Here is a 24,291-nt window from a genome sequence, read left to right as displayed (position 1 = left end):
CACAATGGGCGAATAAAGCGCACTGGTGTCCGATAAAGTCTCTGAAGAGGAGGGGTGAGCTATGTCCGATTCTTGGCCGCGGCGGCGACTGCTCGCGATCCTACGTGGCGCGACCGAGCCCCTCGATGCTCAAGAACTGGCCAGAATCACCGGACAACACGTCACGACCGTGCGATTCCACCTCGACGTGCTCACTCGCGAATCCCTCGTTCGCCAGTTCCAGCAACCACCACGCGGCCGTGGTCGCCCGCGCATCGGCTATCGCGCGGTGCAGCGCTCGGTTGGCTATCAGGAACTCGCGCAGGTGCTCGCCGACCAGCTCGGGCCCGACCCGGTCACCCGTTCGGCCGCCGCGATCGCCGCTGGTCGCGCGTGGGGCGCGCGCATGGACATCAACGCGCACCCGGTCACGAGCTTGGCCGACGCCCGCGACATCACGATGACGCTGATGTCGGAACTGGGCTTCGCCCCGGAAAAAGACCCGGTCGGTGACACCCCCGACCACGTTGGCATCAAGCTCACCGCGTGCCCGCTGCGCGAACTCGCCCGCTCGCACGCGGAAGTGGTGTGTGGCGTGCACATCGGCCTGATGCGCGAGATTCTCGATCGAAACGGTGCGCATGGCCGCGTCGACGTGCAGCTGCACCCGTTCGTTGAGCCGGAACTGTGCACAGCACGACTCGACTTGACCGTCGCTAAGCCGGAGACCCCGGCGATGGAAGCGGCACCGGAAGAGCTGCGACCGGCTTCACTGCGCAGCGTCGCGCCACAGTTGCGTGACACTGACGCCGACGTCTTCGAGCAGCCCGCGCAACAGCGGTAGCCCAATCCCGATCACCGACGAAGGGTCGCCGTCGATCCGGTCGACAAACCAGCCACCGAGCCCGTCGAGGGTGAACGAACCGGCAACCTGCAACGGTTCGCCGGTGGCGATGTACGCGTCGAGTTCGTCGTCGGTTGGTTTCGCGAAGTGGATGACCGTGCCGGAGCACTCGGCCGCGTCAGCGACGATCTCGCCGTCGCGCACCCGCAACACACAGTGACCGGTGAGCAGCTCAGCGCTACGTCCCGCCTGGTCTTTCCACCGCTGTTTCGCGACCTCGGGCGTGTGTGGTTTGCCCTGAAGCTGCCCGTTGACGAGCAGCATGGAATCGCAGCCGACGACAACCGCGTCGGCGGAATGTTCGGGAATCGCCGCCGCCACGTCGAGCGCTTTAGCGCGCGCCAACGCGACGACGACGTCCTCAGGCGAAGTGCCATGCGGTAGCGCGTCGGCTACCGCGTCCTCGTCTACTTCTGAAACCTGCACGATGGGGTCGATGCCGGCCCCGCGCAGGATGCCTAACCGGGCGCGTGACGCTGATGCGAGCACCAAACGCGTCATCAGCGCAGGTGCGACAGCAGCGGGTACGCGTAGGGCGAGAACGGGTTGACGCCACGATGCGAAAGCGTGGCGACTCCCCAGTTGTCGGTGGGACCGGTTTCGACTGCCGCGCCCACTTGCGCGCTCGCGGCGGCGAACACCGCGACAAGCGCGGCGACGTCTTCGTCGGTGGGCGAACCTTTGAGCACCCGGAACATCGGTTCCTGCTGGGGCTCGCTTGGCTGCGCTTCGATGAGCGCGTCGACTATCGATTCGACTTCCTCGACGAGTCCGAGATCGTCGAGCTCAAGCTCGGCGGCGGTTAACACGTCTTCTTCTGCCACAGTTGTCACAGTGCCAGATCCTTCCTGCCTCGACCGGAAGGGTATCCCGATCGGTTGCCGTGGTAGAGAGGTTATCGCCGAATCACAGCGGAATGTTGCCGTGCTTCTTCGGCGGCAGCGTCACCATCTTCCGTTCGAGCAACCGCAGCGCCGACACGATCTGCCCGCGGGTGTGCGACGGCGGGATCACCGCGTCGACGTAACCACGCTCAGCCGCGACGTACGGGTTCACGAGGGTGTCCTCGTACTCGTTCTGCAGTTCGAGACGCAATGCGTCCACGTCAGCGCCGTTCTTTGCCGCTTCAGCGAGCTGCTTGCGGTACACGAAACCGACCGCGCCCGATGCACCCATGACGGCGATCTGAGCGGTTGGCCACGCGAGGTTCACGTCGGCGCCCATGTGCTTGGAACCCATCACGTCGTACGCGCCGCCGTAGGCCTTACGAGTGATGACAGTGATTTTGCCCACAGTGGCCTCGCCGTAGGCGTAAAGCAGCTTCGCGCCACGCCGGATGATGCCGTTGTATTCCTGGCCGGTGCCCGGGAGGAAGCCCGGAACGTCGACGAGGGTGAGGATCGGGACGTTGAACGCGTCGCAGGTACGAACGAAGCGCGCGGCCTTCTCGGAGGCGTCGATGTCGAGGCAGCCGGCGAACTGAGTGGGCTGGTTGGCGACGATGCCGACACTGCGGCCGTCGATGCGGCCGAAGCCGCAGATGATGTTCATCGCGCGCTCGGCCTGGACCTCAAGGAACTCGTCGTCGTCGGTCAGTCGCCGGATGACCTCGTGCATGTCATAGGGCTGGTTCGGCGAGTCGGGGATGATCGTGTCGAGTTCAAGATCCTCGTCGGTGAGCGAGTCGGCGATAGCACCGTCGATCGGATCGGTCGGGATCGTGCGCGGCGCCTCAGCGCGGTTGTTGCTCGGCAGGTAGGAAAGCAGGTCCTTGACGTAGTCGAGCGCGTCCTGCTCACCCGAAGCCACGTAGTGCGCGACGCCGGACTTGGTCATGTGCGTGTGCGCGCCGCCGAGGTCTTCCATCGTGACCTCTTCACCGGTGACGGTCTTGATCACGTCGGGGCCGGTGACGAACATCTGCGAGGTCTGATCGACCATCACGACGAAGTCGGTGAGCGCGGGGGAGTACACGTGACCACCGGCGGCAGCGCCCATGATCAGCGAAATCTGCGGGATGACACCCGACGCCTGGACGTTGCGGTGGAAGATCTCGCCGTAGAGGCCGAGCGAGACAACACCTTCTTGGATGCGCGCGCCCGCGCCCTCGTTGATGCCGATGAGCGGACGGCCGGTCTTGATGGCCAGGTCCATGACCTTGACGATCTTCTCGCCGTAAACCTCACCAAGCGAGCCACCGAAAACGGTGACATCCTGGGAGAACAGACACACGTCGCGGCCGTCGATGGTGCCGTAGCCGGTTACAACGCCGTCGCCGAGCGGGCGGTTGTGCTCAAGGCCGAAGTTCACGCTGCGGTGGCGGGCAAGGGCGTCGAGTTCGACGAACGAACCCTCGTCGACAAGGGCGAGGATGCGCTCACGCGCGGTCATCTTGCCCTTGGCGTGCACCTTGTCTACTGCGGCTTCACCCATCGGGTGTTGGGCTTCGGTGAGCCGATTCCGCAGATCAGCCAGCTTCCCGGCGGTGGTGTGGATATCGGGGGTGCCCGCCGATTCCGATGCGGGCTGCTGCTGGACACTCGTCATGGGAGCCGAGTGTAACGAGTGACACTGCATCGCACTACGGCAGTCTTGGCTACCGGCCAGTAAGAGAAAGCGCAGCTAGGTGCGGCCATCGTCGCGTCGATCCGCCCACCGACTAGCGTGCCAAGGATGGATAGGGCCCCGATCGACACCCATCGCCTGCGCGAGTTCAGCGACGGCAGTTCCGGATTTTTCCGCCGTATTGATGTGGTTGATGAGACCGGGTCGACCAATGCCGACCTAGTCGCGTTGGCAACCGCGGACCCGTCGCTTGACCGGGTCGCGCTGCTTGCCGAGGAACAGGTGAAGGGACGCGGTCGACACGCGAGGGCCTGGAGTTCACCGCCGCGCGCGCAGATCGCGATGTCGATGTTGGTGCGGTTGCCGGGAATTGACCCCGCGGTGCTCGGGTGGTTGCCGTTGCTGACCGGGGTCGCCGTTGTTGATGCGCTGCGCGAAAGTGTCGGCGTCGCAGCGGAATTGAAGTGGCCGAACGACGTGCTGCTGAATGGGCGCAAGCTGGCGGGGATTTTGGCCGAGGTTGCCGCTGGCGGTGCAAACCCGACTGTGGTTGTTGGCGTTGGTCTCAACGTTGACCTCAGCGAGGCGGAACTGCCGGTGCCGCACGCGATTTCGCTTCGACTCGCGGGGGCGTCGACTGATCGCACCGACCTCGCCGCCGCGATCTTGCGCGCGTTTGGTGCGCGTTTCACCGCGTGGCAGGAGGCGGGTTGGTCGCCGGACGTGCTTGCCGAGGATTACCGAAACCGCTGCGCGACAATCGGTTTAGAAGTTCGTGCGGAACTCCCCGGCGACAAAGTGGTCACCGGCGTCGCGACCGGCGTCGATGAAAGTGGCCGCCTGCTCATCGGCGACACCGCCGTCTCGGCAGGCGACGTGAGCCACCTGCGCGGGCAGTACTAAGACGCTCGGCGGGCCTGCGCCATTGCGGGCCCGCCCCTCGCCTCGGGTTGAGCGTTACCGCGCGGCAGCGCCAGTCGCCAGCGTTTTCCGGTCAGCGACAACGCGTTCGCGCGCAAGCAGTCGGTCGCGCTGCTCTTCGAACTTGAGCACGTCGCGTTCGAGCTTGGTCAAAAACTCAGCGAGTTCTTCACGGGCAAGTTCGCCACGCACACCAAAATCGTTGCGATCGAACACATTCCACTGCTTGAGTACTGGCCGGACAACCTCGTCGAGGTGCTGACGCAGGTCATAGATGCCGTGCTTGGCCATCAGCACGCCGTTGCGCCGCCAGTTGGGCATGCCAGCGCCGGGCATCTGGAAGTTCACGAGCACCTTGGTGATGGCTTCCATCGCCTGATCGGGGACAAGATCGAGCGCCGCGCCACAGAGATTGCGGTAGAAGATCATGTGCAGGTTCTCGTCGGTCGCGACACGCGCGAGCATGCGGTCAGCGACCGGATCGTCACAAACGCGACCGGTGTTGCGGTGACTGACGCGCGTCGCGAGTTCTTGGAACGTCACATACGCGACGTTGACCAGGAAGCCGCCCCAGTTCGCCGGTGCGTGCGCGCCCTGGGTCATGTGCACCATGCGTGCCTGTTCGAGTGCGACCGGATCAACGCCACGCGTGACAACGAGGTAGTCGCGAATCACGATGCCGTGCCGGTTTTCTTCGGCCGTCCACCGACCAACCCAGGTGCCCCACGCGCCGTCCTGGGAGAAGTTCTCGGCGATTTCGCGGTGGTAGGACGGCAGGTTGTCCTCGGTAAGCAGGTTGGTGATCATCGCCGCTTTCGCGACTTCACTGAGCCTGGATTGCGTTGGGTCCCAATCGATTCCGCCCATCGCGGCGAAGTTACGACCCTCTTCCCACGGCACATAGTCGTGGGGATGCCATTCCTTGGCGATGCCTAGGTGACGGTTGAGATTCTGTTCGGCAATCGGTTCAAGCTCGGTCAGAATTTCGAGCTGGGTGAGATCTCTGGACACGCGTGCCTCCACTTCTCGTTCCGCGTACATGTGACGAACAAGTGCTGCTCTGGCGTGACGGCCACCCTAGTGCTTGAGGCGCTATCGTTGCTCCATGGGTTACCCAGAGGACGTCCTCGCGCCCGATGAGCTGCTAATTCTGCATCGGCACCCGCATTGGAAGATGTTGTTCTGGCCAGTGCTTACCCTGATCGCCGGAACGGCGGTTGCCGGCTTTCTCGGAGGCTTGATCTGGCGTAATACCAGCGGCCAGGTTCGGGTCGTTTTGTTGATCTTGCTTGGGCTGATTTGGTTCGGGCTCATTCTGTGGCGCTGCGTTGGTCGCGTAATCGCTTGGAAGTCAACGCATTTCATCGTCACCGAGCGTCGCGTGTTGGTGCGCCAAGGCGTTTTGACCCACACCGGCATCGACATCCCGCTCAGTCGCATCTCCAGCGTGCAGTTTCGGCACGGGATTTTCGACCGACTCCTGGGCACCGGCACCCTGATCATCGGGTCGTCGTCGGACGAACCACTCGAATACGACGACATCCCCGGCGTCCAGCAAGTGCACGCGCTGCTCTATCACGAGGTGTTCGAGGCAACCAATCAACGCGGCGACCAAGCGTGGGGCGGCTACCGTTGACCACATGACCGCCGTACTGCTCGCCGAAGACGACGAGGCGATCGCCGCGCCGCTGTCGCGCGCCCTTGGCCGCGAGGGCTATACCGTCACCGTCGAACGGTTCGGACCCGCCGTGCTCGAACGCGCCCTCGAAGGGGCGCATGACCTGCTGATTCTCGACCTCGGCCTGCCCGGAATGGACGGGCTTGAAGTGTGTCGCCAGGTGCGCGCGTCCGGCGCCGACCTAGCCGTCCTCATGCTCACCGCGCGCACCGACGAAGTCGACTTCGTCGTCGGACTCGACGCCGGTGCCGACGACTACGTCGGCAAACCGTTCCGGCTCGCCGAGCTGCTCGCCCGCGTGCGCGCGCTATTGCGACGCAGCGGGATTGGCGACGACGCCGTCGAGGTCGGCAGCATTCGGCTGGAACCGGCGGCGCGTCGCGTGCTCGTCAACGGGGTGGAAGTGAACCTCGCGAATAAGGAATACGAGCTACTCAAGGTGCTCATCGACCGCGCGGGTCAGGTTGTTCCGCGCGAAGTGATCCTGCGCGAAGTGTGGGGCGACGCCGACCTACGCGGGTCGAAAACCCTCGACATGCACATGTCCTGGTTGCGCCGAAAGATCGGCGACGAAGGCCCGATGGCCGAGCGCCGCATTGTCACCGTGCGTGGCGTCGGCTTCCGGCTCAACGCGAGTTAGCCACCACGTGCGGCGACGGATTCTGCGTTCGATCCTGACCGTGCTCACGATCACCACGATCGTGTTGGGGGTGCCGCTCATTTACACCGCGTGGTTGTGGGTCGAAGACATCACCCGCAACGATTTGCAGGACCGGCTCGACCGCATGGCGACCGAGATCGTTTCCCAAGAGCGCGTTGACGGGTTCGTGCATCCGCCGCTGGAAACGCGCGCGATTTCGGCGCTCGTCCCACAAGGTGGTCGGCTCACGATCGTGTATCCGACGCCAACCGACAATGCGGCGCGCGCCGACATCGGCGTGGATTCGGTCGACAATCCGCTTGTCGAGTCGCTGTCGATGGGGACATCCGGGTCGTTGCGGCTCGAAGTACCTGCCGCCGGGATGCACGCGAGGCAGGAACAGGCCGTCGCCGCTGTCGCGTTGGCGGTGCTCGCATCGCTTGGGGCGGCGTTCTCGGTCGCGGTTGTCACGGCGCGTCGCGTCGCTGACCCGTTGCGTGACGTCGCCGCGCGGGCAGCGCGCCTCGCGATGGGCGACTTCCGCCCCGACCCGCGTCGGCACGGCATCGCCGAACTCGACCGCGTCTCCGACGTGCTCGATTCGGCGACCGTCGAAATCGCTGGTCGATTGCAGCGCGAGCACGCGCTCGTCGCCGACGTTTCCCATCAGCTGCGCAGTCGGCTTACTGCCGTTCGCCTTCGCCTCGACGAGCTGTCAACGCACCGCGACCCCGAAGTCGTGCACGAGGCCGAGGAGGCGATGGCCCAGGTCGACCGGCTCACCGAAGCGATCGACGACCTCGTCCGCGCGTCCCGCGACGAAGACGCCGCCGACCGCGACCCGGTCCCGGTGATGGCCGAGCTGCGCGGCGTTGTCGCCGAGTGGAAGCCCCCGTTCCGCGAGGACGGGCGCGAGTTGCGACTCATCGGCGACGAGACGCTGCGCGCCCCGATAACGGGTTCTCGGTTGCGGGAAGCGGTCGCGGTGCTGGTCGACAACGCGTTGATGCACGGCGGTGGAACATGCACGGTGTCGGTGCGGACGGTCCCGACGATGAGTTCGCGCGACCCGGTCGTGTGCGTTGAGGTCGCCGACGAAGGCGAAGGCGTGCGTGATGAGCTCGCGCCGCACATTTTCGACCGAGGGTTTTCGGCGGGCGGGTCGACCGGCGTTGGGTTGGCGCTCGCGCGTGCACTCGTTGAGGCCGACGGTGGTCGAATGGAATTGCAGCGACGTCGACCGGCGCTTTTCGCCGTGTTCCTCGGTTCGAAAGCCACCGGGAACCGGGCTGGGTCGGCGCTGTCGGAACCGCGTTAAGCGGGCTTTTTCTTGTCGATCGTCACTTCGGCGACGAGGTCTTCGAACTCGTTTTCCAGCTCCGACATCTCGTCGGGGAAGACCCAGCGCTTCATCGCCCAGAAGCGGAAAGCCATTTGCAACAGGTTGCCGATGATGAACGCGCTGACGAAGTCGGCGACGTTTTCGACGAGGAAGCTGACGTTCGGCTGACGCAGGTCAAGCACGTAGCTGGAAATCCACAGCGGGATGTTGCTGAGGACGACACCGATCGCGCTGACGGCGAAAAACAGGAATGCCTCGTGCGCGCGTTCGCGACCGCCGCGATTCTTGAACGACCACTCCCGGTTCAGCACATAGGACGCGATCACCGCGACAACGCCGGAAATGATCTTCGCCGTAACCGGCTTCTCGGTGAGAATTGTCCACTTGAGCAGGTAAAACAGGCCGCTGTCGATGACGAAAGTGGTAGCGCCAACAATCGCGAACTTGATCAGTTCGACATTGCCAAGCGCGGCGGCGCGCAGGCGCGGGGGTAGGACGCTGACCACGTCGTCGACGATTGACACAAGTTCTGAGTGTACCGGTAGCAAAGATTCGCTTTGGACATGACAACATTGGTCGGCGTGAGTGCACGTTCGTTCGATCAGTCCGCCATGCCGACCGTCACGATGATCGGCGGTGGCCAACTCGCGCGCATGACGCACCAGGCGGCGATCGCCCTGGGAAGCACGCTGCGGGTGCTTGCCGCCGCGCCCGGTGAACCGGCCGCGCAAGTCAGCCCCAACGTTGTCTACGGCAGCCACGACGACATCGACGCGCTGCGTGAAGCAGCGCGCGGTTCGCACGCGCTCACCTTCGACCACGAGCACGTGCCGACCGAGCATCTTGAGGTGCTTGTCGCCGAGGGTGTCAATGTCGCGCCGCCGCCGCAGGCGTTGATCTTCGCCCAGGACAAGTTGGCGATGCGGGAGAAGTTGTCGTCGCTTGGGTTGCCTGTTCCCGCGTTTACCGCGGTTGATTCGGTCGCCGACGCGGTGAAGTTCGGCGACGAGCATGGGTGGCCTTTCGTGTTGAAAGCCGTGCGTGGCGGTTACGACGGGCGCGGCGTGTGGATGCCAGCGTCTGCCGACGAGGCCACGGAGTTGGTCGCTGACCAGCTCGCGCACGGGGTGCGGTTGCTCGCTGAGGCGAAGGTGCCGTTGAAGCGTGAGCTTTCCGCGATGGTCGCGCGTTCGCCGTTTGGGCAGGCGGCGACGTGGCCTGTCGTCGAGACCGTGCAGCGCGACGGTCAGTGCGCTGTGGTCATCGCGCCCGCGCCTGACCTGTCGGAAGAGCTTGCCGCGCGTGCGGAGACGATGGCGCTTGAGCTGGCCGCCGGGCTTGGTGTTGTCGGGGTGATGGCTGTTGAACTGTTCGAAACGCATGATGGCGAAGTGCTGGTGAACGAGCTGGCGATGCGACCGCACAACTCCGGGCACTGGGGGATGGACGGTTCGCGGACCGGGCAGTTCGAGCAGCACATTCGCGCGGTGCTCGACTACCCGCTCGGAGATACGACCCCGCTCGCGCCCGTCACGGTGATGAGCAACATTCTCGGTGCCGCTGAAGCGCCGGAGATGTCGATGGATGAGCGGTTGCACCACCTTTTCGCGCGGATGCCTGATGCGAAGGTGCACCTGTACGGCAAGGGTGAGCGCCCTAACCGCAAGATCGGGCACATCAACATTCTCGGCAACGACGTTGAGTTCGTGCGGGAGAAGGCGGAGCGGGCGGCGACGTGGATGTCGACGGGCGTGTGGACCGACGGTTGGGATTCGCACGGGGAGTAGGTTGGCCTCCGCGTGTGCGGGGGAGCGGCGGGGTGATGCGATGATCTTGCACAACCCGCCCCGTCGAAGTTCAGGAGTGTCGTCGTGACTACCACCAGCGGTCCCCAGGTCGGTTTGATCATGGGCAGCGATTCGGATTGGCCGACGATGGAAGCCGCCGCTGAGGCGCTCGCCGAGTTCGGCGTGCCCTTCGAGGTAGGCGTTGTCTCCGCCCACCGCACCCCGCAGCGCATGCTCGACTACGCACGCGACGCGGCTGGACGCGGCGTGAAGGTGATCATCGCGGGCGCGGGCGGCGCGGCACACCTGCCCGGCATGGTCGCGTCGGCGACCCCGCTCCCGGTGATCGGCGTCCCGGTCCCGCTGAAGCATTTGGACGGAATGGATTCGCTGCTGTCGATCGTCCAGATGCCCGCGGGCGTTCCGGTAGCGACGGTGTCGATCGGCGGCGCGCGCAACGCGGGTTTGCTCGCCGTCCGCATCCTCGGCGTCTGCGACCCGGCGCTGCGTGACCGGATGGCGGCGTTCCAGACGGGCCTTGAGGAAATGGTGCTGGAGAAGGATAAGGCGTTGCGCGACAGGCTTCTTGGGGAGTGAAGTAACGAAAACCCGAGGGCGCCAAGCATATTCGCGACTCGCCCATAGTCATCCTGTCGCGACGCGCCCGCTGCGTGAATGACCGCGAATCGGGTGCTTAACCGCTGGCGGACGGCGGTGACTACGGTGAGCGCGTGGCTGAAGATGATGCGGCGCGGTTTCGGTTGGCGGTTGTTGAGCATGCGCTTCGGCTCTTCGCCGAGCGCGGGTATGAGGCGACTACCGTCGACGACATCGCCGCTGCCGCCGGGATTTCGCGCAGGACTTTCTTTCGGCAATTCAGGTCCAAGGAAGACGTGATTTTCGCCGATCACGAGTTCCAACTCGCTACCGCGCAACGGTTTCTCGCCGACAACAACGGGGACGCGTGGGATGCCGTTATCGACGCTGTCGTCGGGGTTTTCGCGCGGTTCACCGAGTGGCGCGACATCGCGGTTCGGCGCTATCAGGTCGTCCGCGAAGTGCCTGCGCTGCGCGAGCGGGAGATCGTCACGGTGTTCCGCTACGAACGGCTCTTCACCGAATTTCTGCGGGAACGGCTGCCCGACGAACGCGACGTCGCGCGCGTCCAGTTCACCGCCGCTGTCACCGCGACGCACAACTATTTGCTGCGACGGATGGTTCGAGGGGAGTCGGCGGCTGGCGTCGCCGACTTGCGTGCGGAACTGGCCGCGATCCCGCGCGGCGGCACGCGAAACGCCTCGCGCGACGAACTGGTCGTCGCGGTGTTTCCGCGCGACATGCCGCCGCGTCAACTCGCTGACGCGCTCACTGCCCAACTCGGTAACCTCTAACGCGCGGCCTGTTGAAAACGTCGATTGCATGACACTCGGTGCCACCGACATATGCCCATGTGATCGCAGAATGCCGCGCGTATAATCCGAGTGGATTGGCACTCAGTGCCGACGAATGACACGCTGTGGACCGCAGCGAAACCACCACGACCAGGAGTGTGCCCCGATGGCGGGAAACCCGGATTTCAACCTGTTCCAGCTTGAGGATTTCCACGACGAGCTGCGCTCGGCCATCCGCGGCCTCGCCGAGAAGGAAATCGCCCCCTACGCCAAAGAGGTCGACGGCCAGGCGCGCTTCCCTGAAGAGGCGCTGACCGCCCTCAACGCGGCAGGCTTCAACGCCGTCCACGTGCCCGAGGCGTACGGCGGCCAGGGTGCCGACTCGGTCGCTACCTGCATCGTGATCGAGGAAGTCGCCCGCGTTTGCGGTTCGTCGTCGCTGATCCCCGCCGTCAACAAGCTCGGCACGATGGGCCTGATCCTCAACGGTTCCGAAGAACTGAAGCAGAAGGTCCTCGGCGACCTCGTCGAAGGCAAGATGGCCTCGTACTGTCTGTCCGAGCGTGAAGCTGGTTCCGACGCCGCCGCGATGCGCACCCGCGCGAAGGCCGACGGCGACGACTGGATCATCAATGGCTCCAAGTGCTGGATCACCAACGGTGGCAAGTCGGAGTGGTACACCGTGATGGCCGTGACCGACCCGGAGAAGGGTGCCAACGGCATCTCCGCGTTCATGGTGCACAAGGACGACGAGGGCTTCGTCGTTGGCCCGCTTGAGCACAAGCTTGGCATCAAGGGTTCGCCCACCGCCGAGCTGTACTTCGAGAACTGCCGCGTCCCCGGCGACCGCATCATCGGCGAGCCCGGCACCGGTTTCAAGACCGCGCTGCAGACCCTCGACCACACCCGCCCGACCATCGGCGCCCAGGCTGTCGGTATCGCCCAGGGTGCACTCGACGCGGCGATCGCCTACACCAAGGATCGCAAGCAGTTCGGCAAGACCATCGCCAGCTTCCAGAACACCGAGTTCATGCTGGCTGACATGGCGATGAAGATCGAGGCCGCGCGCCTCATGGTCTACACCTCGGCCGCTCGCGCCGAGCGTGGCGAGAAGAACCTTGGCTTCATCTCCGCGGCCGCGAAGTGCTTCGCGTCCGACGTCGCGATGCAGGTCACCACCGACGCCGTCCAGCTCTTCGGCGGCGCAGGCTACACCACGGACTTCCCGGTCGAGCGCATGATGCGCGACGCGAAGATCACCCAGATCTACGAGGGCACCAACCAGATCCAGCGTTTGGTGATGGCCCGCAACATCCTGCGCTGATCGCTTTCGCAACCAGCTAATTAGCGAAGCCCCGCTCACTTGAGCGGGGCTTTCGCACTTACGTGACGAGGTCGGCGTATTCCGGGTGGTCGGCTACGTATTTCTCCACGTACCAGCACGTCGGAACGATCTTGTAACCGTGTTCGCGTGAGTCGTTGAGGGCGTATTCGACCACTTCCGCCGCTACCCCGCGACCGCGGAATTCCGGGAACGTCATGGTGTGGTGAAAGTCGCGGACCTTCGGGTCTTCGGATTCGGCGTAATCGGCGTATCCCGCGAGAACGTCGTCGTGGTAGATCTCGTAGCGAGTGTCGGCGACGTTGTGCTCAAGCCTGGTGGTCATATTCGGATGCTAACCCCACCTCGGCGCCGAATGTTCCCGCTACAGCATCGCGCCGGGGTTCAAGATGCCGTCGGGGTCGAGTGCGTTCTTGATGCGGCGGGTTAGGTCGATGACGTCGTCGCCAACCTGGTCAGGCAACCACGCCTTCTTCAATCGACCAACCCCGTGCTCGCCGGTGATCGTGCCGCCGAGGGCGATGGCGAGGTCCATGATCTCGCCGAACGCACGGTGGGCGCGCGCGGTGTTGTCGGGGTCGGTTGGGTCGTGCACGATCAGCGGGTGGGTGTTGCCATCGCCAGCGTGCGCGATCACCGAAACGATCACGCCGTTGCGTTCGCCGATCGAGGCGATGCCGCTGATGAGTTCGCCTAGCTTCGGGACCGGGACACCGACATCTTCGAGCAGCAACGAACCCCGACGCTCAACGGCGGGAATCGCGAATCTGCGTGCGGCGGTGAATGCTTCGCCGTCTTCGGGATCAGCGGTATGGAAAGCCTCTGTCGCACCGTGCTTTTCGCATAACTCGCGCATCAAAACGGCTTCTCGTTCGGCGAACTCGCCAGGCGCGTCGCTGCGAGCGACCAAGAGCGCGACCGCGGTCCGATCGAGACCCATGCGCATCTCGTCTTCGACGGCGTTGATCGCAACACCGTCCATGAACTCAAGCATCGCTGGCCGCATGGTCGAGCTGATCGCGGTGATGGCGTCGGTTGCCGCGGTGAGCGAGTCGAAGCTGGCGACGACGGTGGCCTGCGGCAATTGCGCGGGGACGAGGCGCAGCGTGAGTTCGGTGATCACCCCAAGCGTGCCTTCGCTACCGACAAACAGCTTCGTCAGCGACAGTCCCGCTGAGTCTTTGAGGCGCGGGCCACCGAGTCGCACGACGCGGCCGTCGGCGAGCACGACCTCCATCCCAAGCACGTAATCCGAGGTCACGCCGTACTTCACACAGCAGAGCCCGCCCGCGTTGGTCGCCGCGTTCCCACCGATCGAACACATTTCAAACGAAGACGGGTCCGGCGGATACCACAACCCATGCTCGGCGACGGCCCGCTTCACCTCGGCGTTGAGCAGTCCCGGCTGTACGACGGCAGTGCGCGTAATCGGGTCGACGCGAATCTCGCGCATGCGCTCGGTGCTGAGCACGATCCCGCCGTCGACGGCCGTCGCGCCGCCGGACAGTCCAGAGCCAGCTCCGCGCGGCACGATCGGAACATGGTGTGCCGCAGCCCATTTCACCGTCGTCGCGACTTCGTCAGTAGTGCTCGGCCGAACCACAGCGAGCGGCGTGCCAGCGTCGGGGTCGCGCGCCCAGTCTTGGCGATAGGAACTAATGAGGTCGGGGTCGGTGAGGACGGTCCCGGGCGGAAGTGCGGCTTCAAGTGCGGCGAGAGGCTCCACGCATCAACGGTATCGGCTTGGCGCGTGATCGCGAGACGAATTGGCCGCCGGTAGAAATGCCACTTTTTCCGCCGCGACACGCCGGGGTTACTTCGCGGGGCGAAACTGGAAAGAGAATAAGCGAATTTTTGCATGACTGTGATCCGGCACGGCTGGCTGGTGTATACGCCGTCAAAGCCCGCACAATGAAGACAACGGGTTGGCCGCCCGGCGCATCGACAACGTGACTGTCGCGTCACCGACGAATTTCGCAGGGAGGGCACCATGTATCAGCAGGATTCGGGTAGTCGTACCGAGTTGGTCGTTGCACTTTTGGGGGCTGAGGTCGCCGAATCGGGCCTCGACGCCGCCGCGATGCGCGCGGTCTACTCCGGCGACCACGACGTTTGGGTCGACGCGATCGAGGCGTCGGGCATGTTCGGGTTCCCCGCGCTCGCCGAGATCACCGCGAGCTGGGCCGCTGACCCGCGCGTGTTGCGCGACGCATTACTCGCGGAAGCGGACGAACTCACGCAACGTCGGTGTATGAGCGCGTGGGCCGCGCTTGACGTGCGCCCGATCGCCGCGGCGCGCTAACAGCACCCGTTTGCCGGTTGCTCACTCCGGCGTCACCTCGCCCTGGCAGGCTGGCGGCGTGCAACAGCGAAGCGGTGGTGCCGCCGATCGGTTCACTCGCGTCTGCGAAACGCTGGTCGGGCTGCTGCCGCGCGCGCTTCGGCGCTTCATCGCGCCCACGTTGCTTGGCTTCGCGCTGATCAACAGCTTCACGTTCGCCGTCGACCTTGTCGTGCTCACGGTCATGCGCAGCGTGTTCGGGGTGGCATTGTGGTTGTCGATCACCGTTGGCTACGTGCTCGCGTTCGGGTTGAGTTTCCTGCTGAACCGCACGCTGAACTTCCATTCGCACGCACCGATCGGCAAGCAGGCCGTTGTGTACGCGGTTGTCGTTGTCATCAACTATCTCGCGTTCATCCTCGGCGTCGGGTCGGGACTTGCCGCGCTCGGTTTGGAGTACCACGTCGCAAGGGTGCTCGCCGGTGGGTGCGAAGCGGTGTACATGTACTGCGCGATGCGGTGGATTGTGTTCCGGCGCAACGGAAGTCGAGAAGATGCACCGCGCGACGAGCGCCAATCAGCGAGTCGTTAGTCGAGTAGCAACGTTGCGCGGGCCGCTGCCGACCCGTTGACGGGATCTATCCCCGCAACAACTCCGTGCGTTCACCGTCGACAACCAGCACGTCAGCATCGGTCAACGCGTAGTGCTCGACGCCTTCGGCGACCAGCCGATCACGCATGCGACCGCACGCACCGTCGGGGTCGGTGGGGGAGTCAAGGTGCACAACCATCGGACGGTCAATCAAACCCAGTCCGTCCCACTGAGGTTCGCGCCTCGTCGCCGGAAAAACCTCGTTCGGGTCGTCAGCGAGTTCGATCCCGTGCAGGTCTGGACTCAACACGCACGCGCCAGCGCTGTACCCCGCATACGCGAGCGCGTCTTCGCGCAACAACCGTGGGAGGACGGAATCCGCTCCGCTGCGGGCGAATTGGGCGCGCAAGACAAAGGTGTTCCCGCCGCGGACCCACACCAATGGAAACTCGCGCAGTCGCGCTTCGAGACCTGCCGCGTCGTCGACGAAGTCACGCAAGTCGACGACCGATGGCGAATATCCGTGCTGGTCAAGCAGTCTCGTATCGGTAGCGACAGCGGCGGTCCGCCAATCCGGCCACCCGTCCATCGCGTTGGGAATCACCGCGACAGCACCTGGTCCGGCGACTAGCGACGCTAGCCGGTCAGCGAATGCACCAAACTGGTACGACGCGAGAAAAAGCCGCATCAGATGGTAAACGCCAAATGGCGAATCAGCTTGTCGCCCAAGGCTTGATCGCCGGAGAAAGTGATTTCACCGGGGTGGTCAGCGACAGTGGTTCGCCCGCCACGCAACCGAGCGAAAAGCCCAGAGTCGAGTGTCACGACAACAGTCGGTTCGCCGGAATGCGTTTCGACAACCGACCCACGCCCGCCGTCGACGGCAACATTGAGCTGACGCGTCACCGGCCCGGTGAGGTCGAACGTGATGCGCGACCCGTCAGCGGCCTTCGCGCCCTTCACCACCGCGCGCCCAATGCTCATCGTTAGTTCCTCAAACGCCAGCTCAGCGCGCGGACCGCCCTCGTTGACAACGCGCCCGATCCCGTCGGCGATGTCGAGTTCGTGCATCCAGCAGTCGAACAACCGCACCCGCATGAACCGGCTATACGGCACCTGCCCAACCGGCGAGACCGTCGGCGCGGCCCACGCTTCGTCATCAAGTGCGACAAGCGCGGCGCGACGTCGCTCGGTGACCTCATCGAAAAGCCCAAGCAGCCGCTTGCCGGAAAGCGGACGCAACCTGTCGACCCAGATCTCGTTAAGTACAGCGACTTCGTTGCGCACATGCGGCAACGTGCGGACGTCGGTTTTCGGCCGAAGCGGGTCGTGCTGCGGCGGCGTTTCGCCAAGCAACCACGACTCGGTGCCAATCACGTGCGCGACCACGTCGAACAGCGTCCAGCCAGGCAACGGCGACGGTCGACGCCACGCGGCCTCGTCCAAATCCTTCACCAGCGCGCCCATGATTTCCCACTGCTGCGCGAGCAAATCGGTGAGCTGTTCGCGGTCAAGCTCGGTCATTGAGCGGCTCCTTCTTCAGCGTCCAGCGCGGTCAAACCAGCGCGGATCGCGTTCGCGGTCGATGTGGGTTCGTGTGGCCTGCGGAGGAGAAAGCCTTTGGCGAAGGTGAGTTTGTCGCCATGTTTGCGCGGGATGACGTGCAGATGCACGTGTCCGACGGTCTGAAACGCGGCTTCGCCGTCGTTGATGAGCAGGTTGGCGCCGTCGCTCGCGAGCCCACTGCGTCGGAGTGCTCGCGCGATGCGATGACCGGCGGCGAAGACGTGCCCGCCGAGTGCCGGATCGAGGTCGTCGAGTGTCGTCGCGTGGTCGCGCGGGATGACGAGGGTGTGACCTCGGGTGATGGGACGAATATCGAGAAACGCTGCGACAGTTTCGTCTTCGTAGACCAGGGTCGCGGGCGCGGTGCCGTCGAGGATCGCACAGAAGACGCAGTCGCTCACAGTCATCGACCCTACGGCGTGACCGGGGCGGGCAACACCCCACGCCCCGCACCGGGCATGATGCGCGTCACGTCCGCGTCCTCGCGACCGCGGCTGGCCTGGATGCCAACCTCAAGGTAAGTAGCCGACCTAACTGTGCGCTCTTGTGCGCTCCGACCTGCGGCGACGAACCTGGGCGAAGGCGTCGACCGACGTCTACCGGGCAAAGTGGCCGCTGGAACGGCTTGGCGGGAGCAAGGTGTTCGATTTGTCGGGCTCAGTCCAGTTGGCCGTTGTGACGGGCATCTCCGCTAGGCTCACCGCGAGCCGAGTACAGTTGCGAAGATTTCAACTGAACTTACTCACGGGTAACGTCGGCTGACCCGTTGTTCCCAGGCTCGAAGCCAGCACGAAAAGGAAGTCTGACTAGTGGAGACAACGCAAAACGTGGGCGAGGGTTCGCCACGCGGCGCGCGTGTCGGAGTCGTTCGCGAGTCCGGCACGGGTGAGCGGCGAGTCGCCTTGGTGCCCAAGATCATCCCCACCCTGTCCAAGCAGGGTGTCGAGGTGATCGTGGAAGCCGGCGCTGGACTCGGCGCGCTCATTCCCGACGCGGCATACGAAGCCGCAGGCGCGACCATCGGTGATCCGTGGTCGGCCGACGTGGTCGTCAAGGTCGCCCCGCCAAGCGATGCCGAAGTTGCCAAGCTGACCTCAGGTCAGACGCTGATCGGCTTCCTAGCCCCGCGCAACGCCGAAAACCAGATCGGCGCACTCAAAACCGCGGGTGTGCAGGCGTTCGCCGTTGAGGCGATCCCGCGTATTTCGCGTGCGCAGGTGATGGACGCGCTGTCGTCGCAGGCGAATGTCGCCGGTTATAAGGCCGTGCTGCTCGCCGCGTCGGAGTCGACTCGCTTCTTCCCGATGCTCACCACCGCCGCTGGCACCGTGAAGCCCGCGACCGTGCTCGTGCTCGGCGTCGGTGTCGCCGGCCTGCAGGCGCTGGCAACGGCCAAGCGTCTCGGCGGCCGGACCACCGGTTACGACGTTCGTCCCGAGGTGGCTGACCAGGTCCGCTCGGTCGGCGCACAGTGGCTCGACCTCGGCATCGACGCCGCCGGTGAAGGCGGCTACGCCCGCGAACTCACCGACGACGAGAAGGCCCAGCAGCAGAAGGCGCTCGAAGACGCCATCAAGGGCTTCGACGTTGTCATCACGACCGCGCTCGTCCCCGGCCGTCCCGCGCCGCGGCTGGTCACGGCCGCCGCTGTTGAGGGCATGAAGCCCGGCAGCGTCATCGTCGACCTCGCTGGCGAGACCGGCGGCAACTGCGAACTCACCGAGCCCGGCGAAGTTGTCGTCAAGCACGAGGTCACCATCGCGTCGCCGCTCAACCTGCCAGCCACGATGCCCGAGCACGCTTCCGAGCTGTACTCGAAGAACATCGCGGCGCTGCTTGAGCTGATGCTGGTCGACGGCAAGGTCGCCCCTGATTTCGACGACCAGGTGCTCGCCGATTCCTGCGTCACCCGTGAGAAGGAAGCCTGATGTACACCGAACTTCTCGCCAATATCGCGATCCTCGTGCTTTCGGGCTTCGTCGGCTTCGCGGTGATTTCCAAGGTCCCGAACACGCTGCACACGCCGCTGATGTCGGGCACCAACGCCATTCACGGCATCGTCGTGCTCGGCGCGCTCGTGACGCTCGGCAACGTGAAGGACCCGTCGATTCTGGTCCAGATCATCCTGTTTGTCGCCGTCGTTTTCGGCACGCTGAACGTGATCGGCGGCTTCGTTGTCACCGACCGCATGCTCGGCATGTTCAAGGGTAAGAAGAAGGCGGCCGAGTGATGCACGCAGTCGACAACATGACCTACCTGGTCAACGGCCTTTACATCCTGGCCTTCTCCATGTTCATCTACGGCCTGATGGGGCTCACCGGCCCCAAGACCGCGGTGCGCGGCAACCAGATCGCGGCCGTTGGTATGGCCATCGCCGTGGTCGCGACGCTGATTTCGGTCCGCCACGCCGCCCTGCTGAACTGGATCATCATTGGCGCGGGCCTCGTTGTTGGTGTCGCGCTTGGTGTTCCGCCTGCCGTCCGCACCAAGATGACCGAGATGCCGCAGCTTGTCGCGGCGTTCAACGGCGTCGGTGGCGGCACGGTCGCGCTGATCGCGTGGGCGGAATTCATCGACAGCTCGGGCTTCTCGCAGCTGCATGAAACCCCCAACATCCACATCATCATCGGCTCGCTCTTCGCCGCCGTGATCGGCTCGATCTCCTTCTGGGGCTCGATCATCGCGTTCGCGAAGTTGCAGGAAATTCTGTCGGGCAAGCCGATTGGGATCGGTCGCTTGCAGCAGCCGCTCAACCTGTTGCTGCTCGTTGGCGCGGTCGCGTGCGCGGTGGTCATCGGGCTCGGTGCCAACGACGGTGGCGTTTCGCAGCTGTGGATGATCGGCCTGCTCGTGCTCGCCGGTGTGCTCGGCCTGATGGTCGTGCTGCCGATCGGCGGCGCGGACATGCCCGTCGTGATCTCGCTGCTCAACGCGCTCACCGGCCTTTCGGCCGCGGCGGCTGGCCTCGCGCTCAACAACACCGCGATGATCGTCGCCGGCATGATCGTCGGCGCGTCGGGCACCATCCTCACCAACCTCATGGCCAAGGCAATGAACCGCTCGATCCCGGCGATCGTCGCGGGCGGTTTCGGTGGCGGCGGTGCTGTCGCGAGCAGCGGCAGTGGCGAAGCCAAGCAGGCGAAGGCCACTTCGGCGGCCGACGCGGCGATCCAGATGGCATACGCCAACCAGGTCATCGTCGTCCCGGGTTACGGCATGGCTGTCGCTCAGGCGCAGCATGCGGTCAAGGAAATGGCCGCGCTGCTTGAGGCGCGCGGTGTCGAGGTTAAGTACGCGATTCACCCGGTCGCCGGTCGTATGCCGGGCCACATGAACGTGCTGCTTGCCGAGGCTGAAGTGTCCTATGACGCGATGAAGGAAATGGACGACATCAACGGCGAATTCGGCCGTACCGATGTTGCCCTGATCATCGGCGCGAACGACGTCACCAACCCGTCGGCCCGTGAAGACGCGTCGAGCCCGATCTACGGCATGCCGGTCCTCAACGTCGACCAGGCCAAGAGCGTCATCGTGCTCAAGCGTTCGATGAACTCGGGCTTCGCCGGTATCGACAACCCGCTGTTCTACGCCGACCACACCTCGATGCTCTTTGGCGATGCCAAGAAGTCCGTTGGTGCGGTCACCGAGGAACTGAAGGCGTTGTAGCCCAAGCGGTTTCGCATGTGCGGCCCGGTAGTCGGTACTCCGACTACCGGGCCGCTGGCGTTTAACGGTTGGACAATGGGCCATCAACACCGCGAGGATGGGTGCGGTGTCCCACCGAAATGAAGCGCTCCGGCTCGTAGATCCATCACCATCTGCCGAGGTAGATCAGTTTCCGTGGATGGCGCTGATTGATTCAACGTATTCCACTCGCGACGCCATCGACTCGCTCGCCCTCGCCCCCTTCCTGCGCGGTGAACAGCCTTTCGCGCGCCAGGCGCACCTCGACCGCGCGCGACCCGAAGCGCTTTTGCGACCCGCCAACTCGCGTTTGGTGCGCTCGGTTGCCGACGACGACAGCAGCGCGCTGCTCGCGGCAGGCGATGGGTGGCTGCTGCGGGCAACGCGATGGGGTGGAGGATCGGCAACCGTCGAGGTCACTGCGGTATCCGACGAACTGGCGGTTGCGGTGCTCGCGGAGAGTGTTGCCGGTGCCGCGCTTGAGGCGAGTAGCGCGTCGACCGTCGAGATGGGCTTCTGGCATTCGGATTCCCGCAGGCCAGCGCGCCGTCGCCGGCAGATTGAAGCGCCCGCCTGGGCAGACATTCGCGGCAACTACGCGGTCGCGGTCGGTGACCAACTTGATCGGCTGATGAACCTCGACCCAGCTTCGGTGCGTGGTCGTCTGGTGTTGCTGCACGGCGAGCCAGGGACCGGTAAAACCACCGCGCTGCGTGCGTTGGCGCGGTCGTGGGCGGCGTGGTGTCAGGTGGATTGCGTGCTCGATCCCGAGGTGCTTTTCGCGAGCCCCGGCTACCTGATGGAAGTTGCCGCGGGGCCCGACGGCGAGAGTGCCGATGGTCGATGGCGGTTGCTGGTTTTGGAAGACTGTGATGAGCTGATTCGCGGCGAAGCGAAAGAGGCGGCAGGGCAACAACTTTCGCGTTTGCTGAACCTGACCGACGGCATGCTTGGGCAGGGCCGCAAGGTTTTGGTTGCGATTACGACGAACGAAGACTTGTCGCGATTGCATCCGGCAGTGGTGCGACCGGGCCGTTGTTTGGCGCAGTTGGAGGTCGGTCGGCTGTCACTTGACGAATCGCGGGCCTGGTTGGCTGCTCATGACGGCCCGGCTAATCCCGCGTTAGGGACCGATGGTGCGACGTTGGCGGAGCTGGTCGCGCACCGGGACGGGGAGTCGCATATCGCGTCTACCCGGGATTTCCCGGTAGAAGTGGGCATGTACCTCTAGTTGGACGATCGATCATCAGGCTCTGGTGTCACTAAACGTCGAGTGGATTTCTCCCTGAGAGCCTGATGATCTTGTTCCCCGACGGTGCCTGCGGCGGCTGCGCACGCCAGGGAAAGGACTAGGGGGACTAATAAGGCTGCGGTTAGCGGGATTATTGCCGTCAGCCAGCCAATGATGGCCGGTCCAGCGAGCAGGCCAAGGTAGCCGATCGTGAAAACGCGCGACATATCCGTCGACGACGTGCGCCCGCCAAGGTTGCCTGCCGCCGAAAAGATCTGCGGCACACCGCCCGCAAGGCCCAGTCCGCACATCGCCCAGCCGAGGAGCGTCAGGGGAATCCACGGCGAGCAGATCACCACCGCGAACCCCGCCGCGCACAACAGGCTGCCGTAGCGAACCATCGCGACCGGGCCGATACGGGCCGCGACGCGGTCGGCGAGGAAACGACCGATGGTCATCGTCGCGCTGAACGCGCCGAAGGCGAGGGCGGCGTCGGCGTCGGATGCGTTGAGATGTTCGCGGACTTGGAGCGCACTCCAATCGCCCGCGACGCCTTCGGCGAGCAGCAGGATGAAGGCGATGATGCCGAGGGAGATGACTTGGCGGCGGTGGGGTTGAGGTGCGTGGCGGGTTGGGTCGTCGGTCGGGCGCTTCGTGTCGATGACGTTGGGCGTGGTTGTCGCGCATGGGTCGGGAGCTGCGGGCTCGGACGAATCCCTTGGCGCGGCGGTGTCAGGGACAGGCCGTCCTGTCGCGGAATTGACTTCGGTGGGGCTGGGCTTGAGCGTCGGTTCTCGGGTCGGGTTGGCGCGGTCCGGTTCGGTGCGTAGTAGGCGCGGGACCAGGAAGATCGTCGCCGCGACGCCCAATGCCGCCGTGCAGGACAGGGTCAGTTCCGGCGACCATCCCGCCCGCAACGTCGCAGCGCCAACCAGCGCCCCAGCGAAGCCGCCAGCCGAGAACATGGCGTGAAACGCCGCCATGATCGGGCGACCGTACGCGCGCTCGACATAAATCGCCTGGGTATTCATCGACACGTCAAGCGCCCCATTGCCCACGCCGAACACCGCGAGTGCGATGGCGAGTGTGAGGGGGCTGTCCGCGAAGCCAATTCCGATGGCGCTCAAGGAAACCCACGTCGCCGCCACCGCGACAACGCGACGGCTACCGAAGCGGTCAGCGGCCGGTCCCGCACCCCGCATCCCCACGATCGCCGCCGCGGAAAGCAACAGGATCAGCATGCCGAGTTCCGACGACGAGATCCGCGCGCGATCGGTGATCGCCGGAATATGGACAACCCACATCGCGAGCACGAGCCCGGTAAGGGTGAACGCCGCGAAGACGCCAACGCGCGCCGCTCGGAACCGGGATTCGATCTTCGCGCTCACGCTTCGACGGTACTGAGACGAGCCCCCTGCACTATCGTCGGCCCTGTGAGTCAGCATCCATCGTCGCGCTATCCCGTCCTGTGGCCCATGCCAACGCGGTGGGCCGACAACGACCAGTACGGGCACGTCAACAACGTCACCTATTACTCGTACTTCGATACCGCGGTGAACGCCTGGCTCATGCGCGCGACCGGCGTCGACATCACCGCGCTGCCCGCGTTGGGGGTCGTCGCGACCACGTCCTGCCAGTTCCACGGCTCGGTGAGCTTCCCCGATCAACTCCAGGTTGGCCTGCGCATCGAGCGACTCGGCAACTCAAGCATCACCTACGACCTGGCGATCTTCCGCGAGAGCGGAGCTGGTCTTGAACTGGCCGCTACCGGGTCGTTCGTGCACGTGTACGTCGATGGGCAGACCCGCAAGCCGGTCGCGATTCCCACCGTGATTCGCGAAGCCGCAGCCGAGTTGGTCACCGACTAAACCCACCGCGTTCGCCTAGTCGCCAGCAAGTCGGTCGAGCAGGGGCGCGGTGCGCGGGCCGACGACTTCGCGCATCACCAACGCCATATTCGTGCGTTCCACGCCGGGGATCTTGAGGATCGCGCCAGCGAGACGGTAGAGATCGTCGGCGTTGCGAGCGACGATACGCACGGTGAGGTCGGTTGGTCCGGTCATGCCGCACACCTCGGTGACCTCGGGAATCTCGGCCATTTCCTCGACCACAGCATCGAGTCGGTGCTGGTCAACGACAACGGCGACGAAGGCCGAAAGCGGGTAGCCGAGCGCGCGCGGTTCGACGCGTCGCTCGATGCTGCCGAGCGCGCCGTCGGTTTCCCACCGGGTCAGGCGTGCCTGCACGGTGTTGCGGGAGAGGCCGAGTCGGGCGGCTAGTTCGACACCGGTCGCGCGCGGGGTTGCGATTAGTTCGCGCAGCAGTCGAGCATCGGTCGCGTCGAGCGCGCGGATCTCGGGATACGGGTCGTATTGACTTGGCATACGA

28 protein-coding genes are annotated in these 24,291 nt (G+C 64.8%); 16 read left to right on the top strand and 12 right to left on the bottom strand.

What is annotated here, in order from left to right; translation table 11 throughout:
* The first annotated feature begins 61 nt into the window (after nt 1–61).
* Nucleotides 62–823: a helix-turn-helix transcriptional regulator gene (locus tag IEX78_RS15230; RefSeq protein ID WP_188829680.1), complete on the top strand. Its 762-nt coding sequence runs from the start codon at nt 62–64 to the stop codon at nt 821–823.
* Here the strand turns inward: IEX78_RS15230 and IEX78_RS15225 are convergent.
* From IEX78_RS15225 to IEX78_RS15215, 3 genes are all read right to left on the bottom strand, one after another.
* Nucleotides 749–1,384, bottom strand: coding sequence for a Maf family protein (locus tag IEX78_RS15225; RefSeq protein WP_188829679.1), 636 nt, complete (start codon nt 1,382–1,384; stop codon nt 749–751). The two genes, IEX78_RS15230 and IEX78_RS15225, sit on opposite strands and share 75 nt — an antisense overlap.
* On the bottom strand, nt 1,384–1,716 hold the full coding sequence (locus IEX78_RS15220; protein ID WP_229684019.1) for an acyl-CoA carboxylase epsilon subunit: 333 nt from the start codon (nt 1,714–1,716) through the stop codon (nt 1,384–1,386). Before IEX78_RS15220 ends, IEX78_RS15225 begins: the two co-directional genes overlap by 1 nt.
* 73 nt (nt 1,717–1,789) lie before the next feature.
* The gene (locus tag IEX78_RS15215) at nt 1,790–3,430 is read right to left on the bottom strand and encodes an acyl-CoA carboxylase subunit beta (RefSeq protein WP_188829678.1); all 1,641 of its coding nucleotides are present in this window, start codon (nt 3,428–3,430) and stop codon (nt 1,790–1,792) included.
* 126 nt (nt 3,431–3,556) lie between these two features.
* Here IEX78_RS15215 and IEX78_RS15210 point away from each other — a divergent pair, with 126 nt between their 5' ends.
* Nucleotides 3,557–4,351, top strand: a complete 795-nt coding sequence (locus tag IEX78_RS15210; RefSeq protein ID WP_188829677.1) for a biotin--[acetyl-CoA-carboxylase] ligase — start codon at nt 3,557–3,559, stop codon at nt 4,349–4,351.
* A 54-nt stretch (nt 4,352–4,405) separates the two neighbouring features.
* Here the strand turns inward: IEX78_RS15210 and IEX78_RS15205 are convergent, their stop codons facing one another.
* Nucleotides 4,406–5,380, bottom strand: coding sequence for an acyl-ACP desaturase (locus IEX78_RS15205; protein WP_188829676.1), 975 nt, complete (start codon nt 5,378–5,380; stop codon nt 4,406–4,408).
* 94 nt (nt 5,381–5,474) lie between these two features.
* Here IEX78_RS15205 and IEX78_RS15200 point away from each other — a divergent pair, with 94 nt between their 5' ends.
* The 3 genes from IEX78_RS15200 to IEX78_RS15190 are packed head-to-tail and all read left to right on the top strand — an operon-like array spanning nt 5,475 to nt 8,005.
* Nucleotides 5,475–6,005: a PH domain-containing protein gene (locus IEX78_RS15200; RefSeq protein ID WP_188829675.1), complete on the top strand. Its 531-nt coding sequence runs from the start codon at nt 5,475–5,477 to the stop codon at nt 6,003–6,005.
* A 4-nt stretch (nt 6,006–6,009) separates the two neighbouring features.
* On the top strand, nt 6,010–6,687 hold the full coding sequence (locus IEX78_RS15195) for a response regulator transcription factor (protein WP_188829674.1): 678 nt from the start codon (nt 6,010–6,012) through the stop codon (nt 6,685–6,687).
* Nucleotides 6,688–6,694: 7 nt separating this feature from the next.
* A complete protein-coding gene (locus IEX78_RS15190) occupies nt 6,695–8,005 on the top strand; it encodes a sensor histidine kinase (RefSeq protein WP_188830215.1) in 1,311 nt (436 codons plus the stop codon).
* Here the strand turns inward: IEX78_RS15190 and IEX78_RS15185 are convergent.
* Nucleotides 8,002–8,547 (bottom strand): GtrA family protein, encoded by a 546-nt coding sequence (locus tag IEX78_RS15185; RefSeq protein ID WP_373291612.1) that lies wholly within the window; start codon nt 8,545–8,547, stop codon nt 8,002–8,004. The genes IEX78_RS15190 and IEX78_RS15185 overlap by 4 nt on opposite strands.
* A gap of 45 nt (nt 8,548–8,592) precedes the next feature.
* Between IEX78_RS15185 and IEX78_RS15180 the strand changes: the two genes are divergently transcribed.
* From IEX78_RS15180 to IEX78_RS15165, 4 genes are all read left to right on the top strand, one after another.
* Entirely contained in the window at nt 8,593–9,816 is a 1,224-nt protein-coding gene (locus IEX78_RS15180; protein WP_229684018.1) for a 5-(carboxyamino)imidazole ribonucleotide synthase, read from the top strand.
* 84 nt (nt 9,817–9,900) lie between these two features.
* Nucleotides 9,901–10,413 (top strand): 5-(carboxyamino)imidazole ribonucleotide mutase, encoded by a 513-nt coding sequence (gene purE, locus IEX78_RS15175; protein ID WP_229684017.1) that lies wholly within the window; start codon nt 9,901–9,903, stop codon nt 10,411–10,413.
* Between the two features lie 134 nt (nt 10,414–10,547).
* Nucleotides 10,548–11,207, top strand: a complete 660-nt coding sequence (locus IEX78_RS15170) for a TetR family transcriptional regulator (RefSeq protein ID WP_188829672.1) — start codon at nt 10,548–10,550, stop codon at nt 11,205–11,207.
* 166 nt (nt 11,208–11,373) lie between these two features.
* Nucleotides 11,374–12,531 carry an acyl-CoA dehydrogenase gene (locus IEX78_RS15165; RefSeq protein ID WP_188829671.1) on the top strand — a complete coding sequence of 386 codons (1,158 nt, stop codon included), beginning with the start codon at nt 11,374–11,376 and terminating at the stop codon, nt 12,529–12,531.
* A gap of 58 nt (nt 12,532–12,589) precedes the next feature.
* Here IEX78_RS15165 and IEX78_RS15160 read toward each other — a convergent pair whose 3' ends face one another.
* Both IEX78_RS15160 and IEX78_RS15155 read right to left on the bottom strand, forming a co-directional pair.
* Nucleotides 12,590–12,874: a GNAT family N-acetyltransferase gene (locus IEX78_RS15160; RefSeq protein ID WP_188829670.1), complete on the bottom strand. Its 285-nt coding sequence runs from the start codon at nt 12,872–12,874 to the stop codon at nt 12,590–12,592.
* A 39-nt stretch (nt 12,875–12,913) separates the two neighbouring features.
* Nucleotides 12,914–14,275 carry an FAD-binding oxidoreductase gene (locus IEX78_RS15155; protein ID WP_188829669.1) on the bottom strand — a complete coding sequence of 454 codons (1,362 nt, stop codon included), beginning with the start codon at nt 14,273–14,275 and terminating at the stop codon, nt 12,914–12,916.
* A gap of 264 nt (nt 14,276–14,539) precedes the next feature.
* Here IEX78_RS15155 and IEX78_RS15150 point away from each other — a divergent pair, with 264 nt between their 5' ends.
* Together IEX78_RS15150 and IEX78_RS15145 are read left to right on the top strand one after the other, a co-directional pair.
* Entirely contained in the window at nt 14,540–14,851 is a 312-nt protein-coding gene (locus IEX78_RS15150) for a hypothetical protein (protein WP_188829668.1), read from the top strand.
* A gap of 58 nt (nt 14,852–14,909) precedes the next feature.
* Nucleotides 14,910–15,422 carry a GtrA family protein gene (locus IEX78_RS15145; protein ID WP_188829667.1) on the top strand — a complete coding sequence of 171 codons (513 nt, stop codon included), beginning with the start codon at nt 14,910–14,912 and terminating at the stop codon, nt 15,420–15,422.
* 46 nt (nt 15,423–15,468) lie between these two features.
* Here IEX78_RS15145 and IEX78_RS15140 read toward each other — a convergent pair whose 3' ends face one another.
* From IEX78_RS15140 to IEX78_RS15130, 3 genes are read right to left on the bottom strand one after another with little or no spacing between them, the layout of a single operon-like run.
* The gene (locus IEX78_RS15140) at nt 15,469–16,110 is read right to left on the bottom strand and encodes a Type 1 glutamine amidotransferase-like domain-containing protein (protein ID WP_188829666.1); all 642 of its coding nucleotides are present in this window, start codon (nt 16,108–16,110) and stop codon (nt 15,469–15,471) included.
* Entirely contained in the window at nt 16,110–16,946 is an 837-nt protein-coding gene (locus tag IEX78_RS15135; protein ID WP_188829665.1) for a maleylpyruvate isomerase family mycothiol-dependent enzyme, read from the bottom strand. The genes IEX78_RS15140 and IEX78_RS15135 overlap by 1 nt, the downstream gene beginning before the upstream one ends.
* Nucleotides 16,943–17,389 (bottom strand): HIT family protein, encoded by a 447-nt coding sequence (locus tag IEX78_RS15130; protein WP_188830212.1) that lies wholly within the window; start codon nt 17,387–17,389, stop codon nt 16,943–16,945. Before IEX78_RS15130 ends, IEX78_RS15135 begins: the two co-directional genes overlap by 4 nt.
* A 408-nt stretch (nt 17,390–17,797) precedes the next feature.
* On the opposite strand from IEX78_RS15130, the gene IEX78_RS15125 reads away from it, so the two are divergent.
* The 4 genes from IEX78_RS15125 to IEX78_RS15110 all read left to right on the top strand — a co-directional run bounded on the left by IEX78_RS15125 (nt 17,798) and on the right by IEX78_RS15110 (nt 21,903).
* Nucleotides 17,798–18,916: a Re/Si-specific NAD(P)(+) transhydrogenase subunit alpha gene (locus IEX78_RS15125; RefSeq protein WP_188829664.1), complete on the top strand. Its 1,119-nt coding sequence runs from the start codon at nt 17,798–17,800 to the stop codon at nt 18,914–18,916.
* Nucleotides 18,916–19,218, top strand: coding sequence for an NAD(P) transhydrogenase subunit alpha part 2 (locus IEX78_RS15120; RefSeq protein WP_043648409.1), 303 nt, complete (start codon nt 18,916–18,918; stop codon nt 19,216–19,218). The genes IEX78_RS15125 and IEX78_RS15120 overlap by 1 nt, the downstream gene beginning before the upstream one ends.
* Nucleotides 19,219–19,235: 17 nt before the next feature.
* Complete coding sequence (locus IEX78_RS15115) at nt 19,236–20,654, top strand: NAD(P)(+) transhydrogenase (Re/Si-specific) subunit beta (RefSeq protein WP_188830211.1); 1,419 nt, start codon at nt 19,236–19,238, stop codon at nt 20,652–20,654.
* Nucleotides 20,655–20,751: 97 nt separating this feature from the next.
* Nucleotides 20,752–21,903 (top strand): DUF5925 domain-containing protein, encoded by a 1,152-nt coding sequence (locus tag IEX78_RS15110; RefSeq protein WP_188829663.1) that lies wholly within the window; start codon nt 20,752–20,754, stop codon nt 21,901–21,903.
* Here the strand turns inward: IEX78_RS15110 and IEX78_RS15105 are convergent.
* Nucleotides 21,900–23,291, bottom strand: coding sequence for an MFS transporter (locus IEX78_RS15105; protein ID WP_229684015.1), 1,392 nt, complete (start codon nt 23,289–23,291; stop codon nt 21,900–21,902). The genes IEX78_RS15110 and IEX78_RS15105 overlap by 4 nt on opposite strands.
* 87 nt (nt 23,292–23,378) lie before the next feature.
* Between IEX78_RS15105 and IEX78_RS15100 the strand changes: the two genes are divergently transcribed.
* Complete coding sequence (locus IEX78_RS15100) at nt 23,379–23,771, top strand: acyl-CoA thioesterase (protein WP_188830210.1); 393 nt, start codon at nt 23,379–23,381, stop codon at nt 23,769–23,771.
* A gap of 15 nt (nt 23,772–23,786) precedes the next feature.
* Here IEX78_RS15100 and IEX78_RS15095 read toward each other — a convergent pair whose 3' ends face one another.
* Complete coding sequence (locus IEX78_RS15095; protein WP_188829661.1) at nt 23,787–24,287, bottom strand: Lrp/AsnC family transcriptional regulator; 501 nt, start codon at nt 24,285–24,287, stop codon at nt 23,787–23,789.
* Nucleotides 24,288–24,291 lie beyond the last annotated feature (4 nt).

The organism is Nocardia camponoti (assembly GCF_014646135.1).
Taxonomy (GTDB): domain Bacteria; phylum Actinomycetota; class Actinomycetes; order Mycobacteriales; family Mycobacteriaceae; genus Nocardia; species Nocardia camponoti.
Note: the sequence above shows the minus strand (reverse complement) of the source record. Positions and strands in the feature narration are given on the sequence as shown.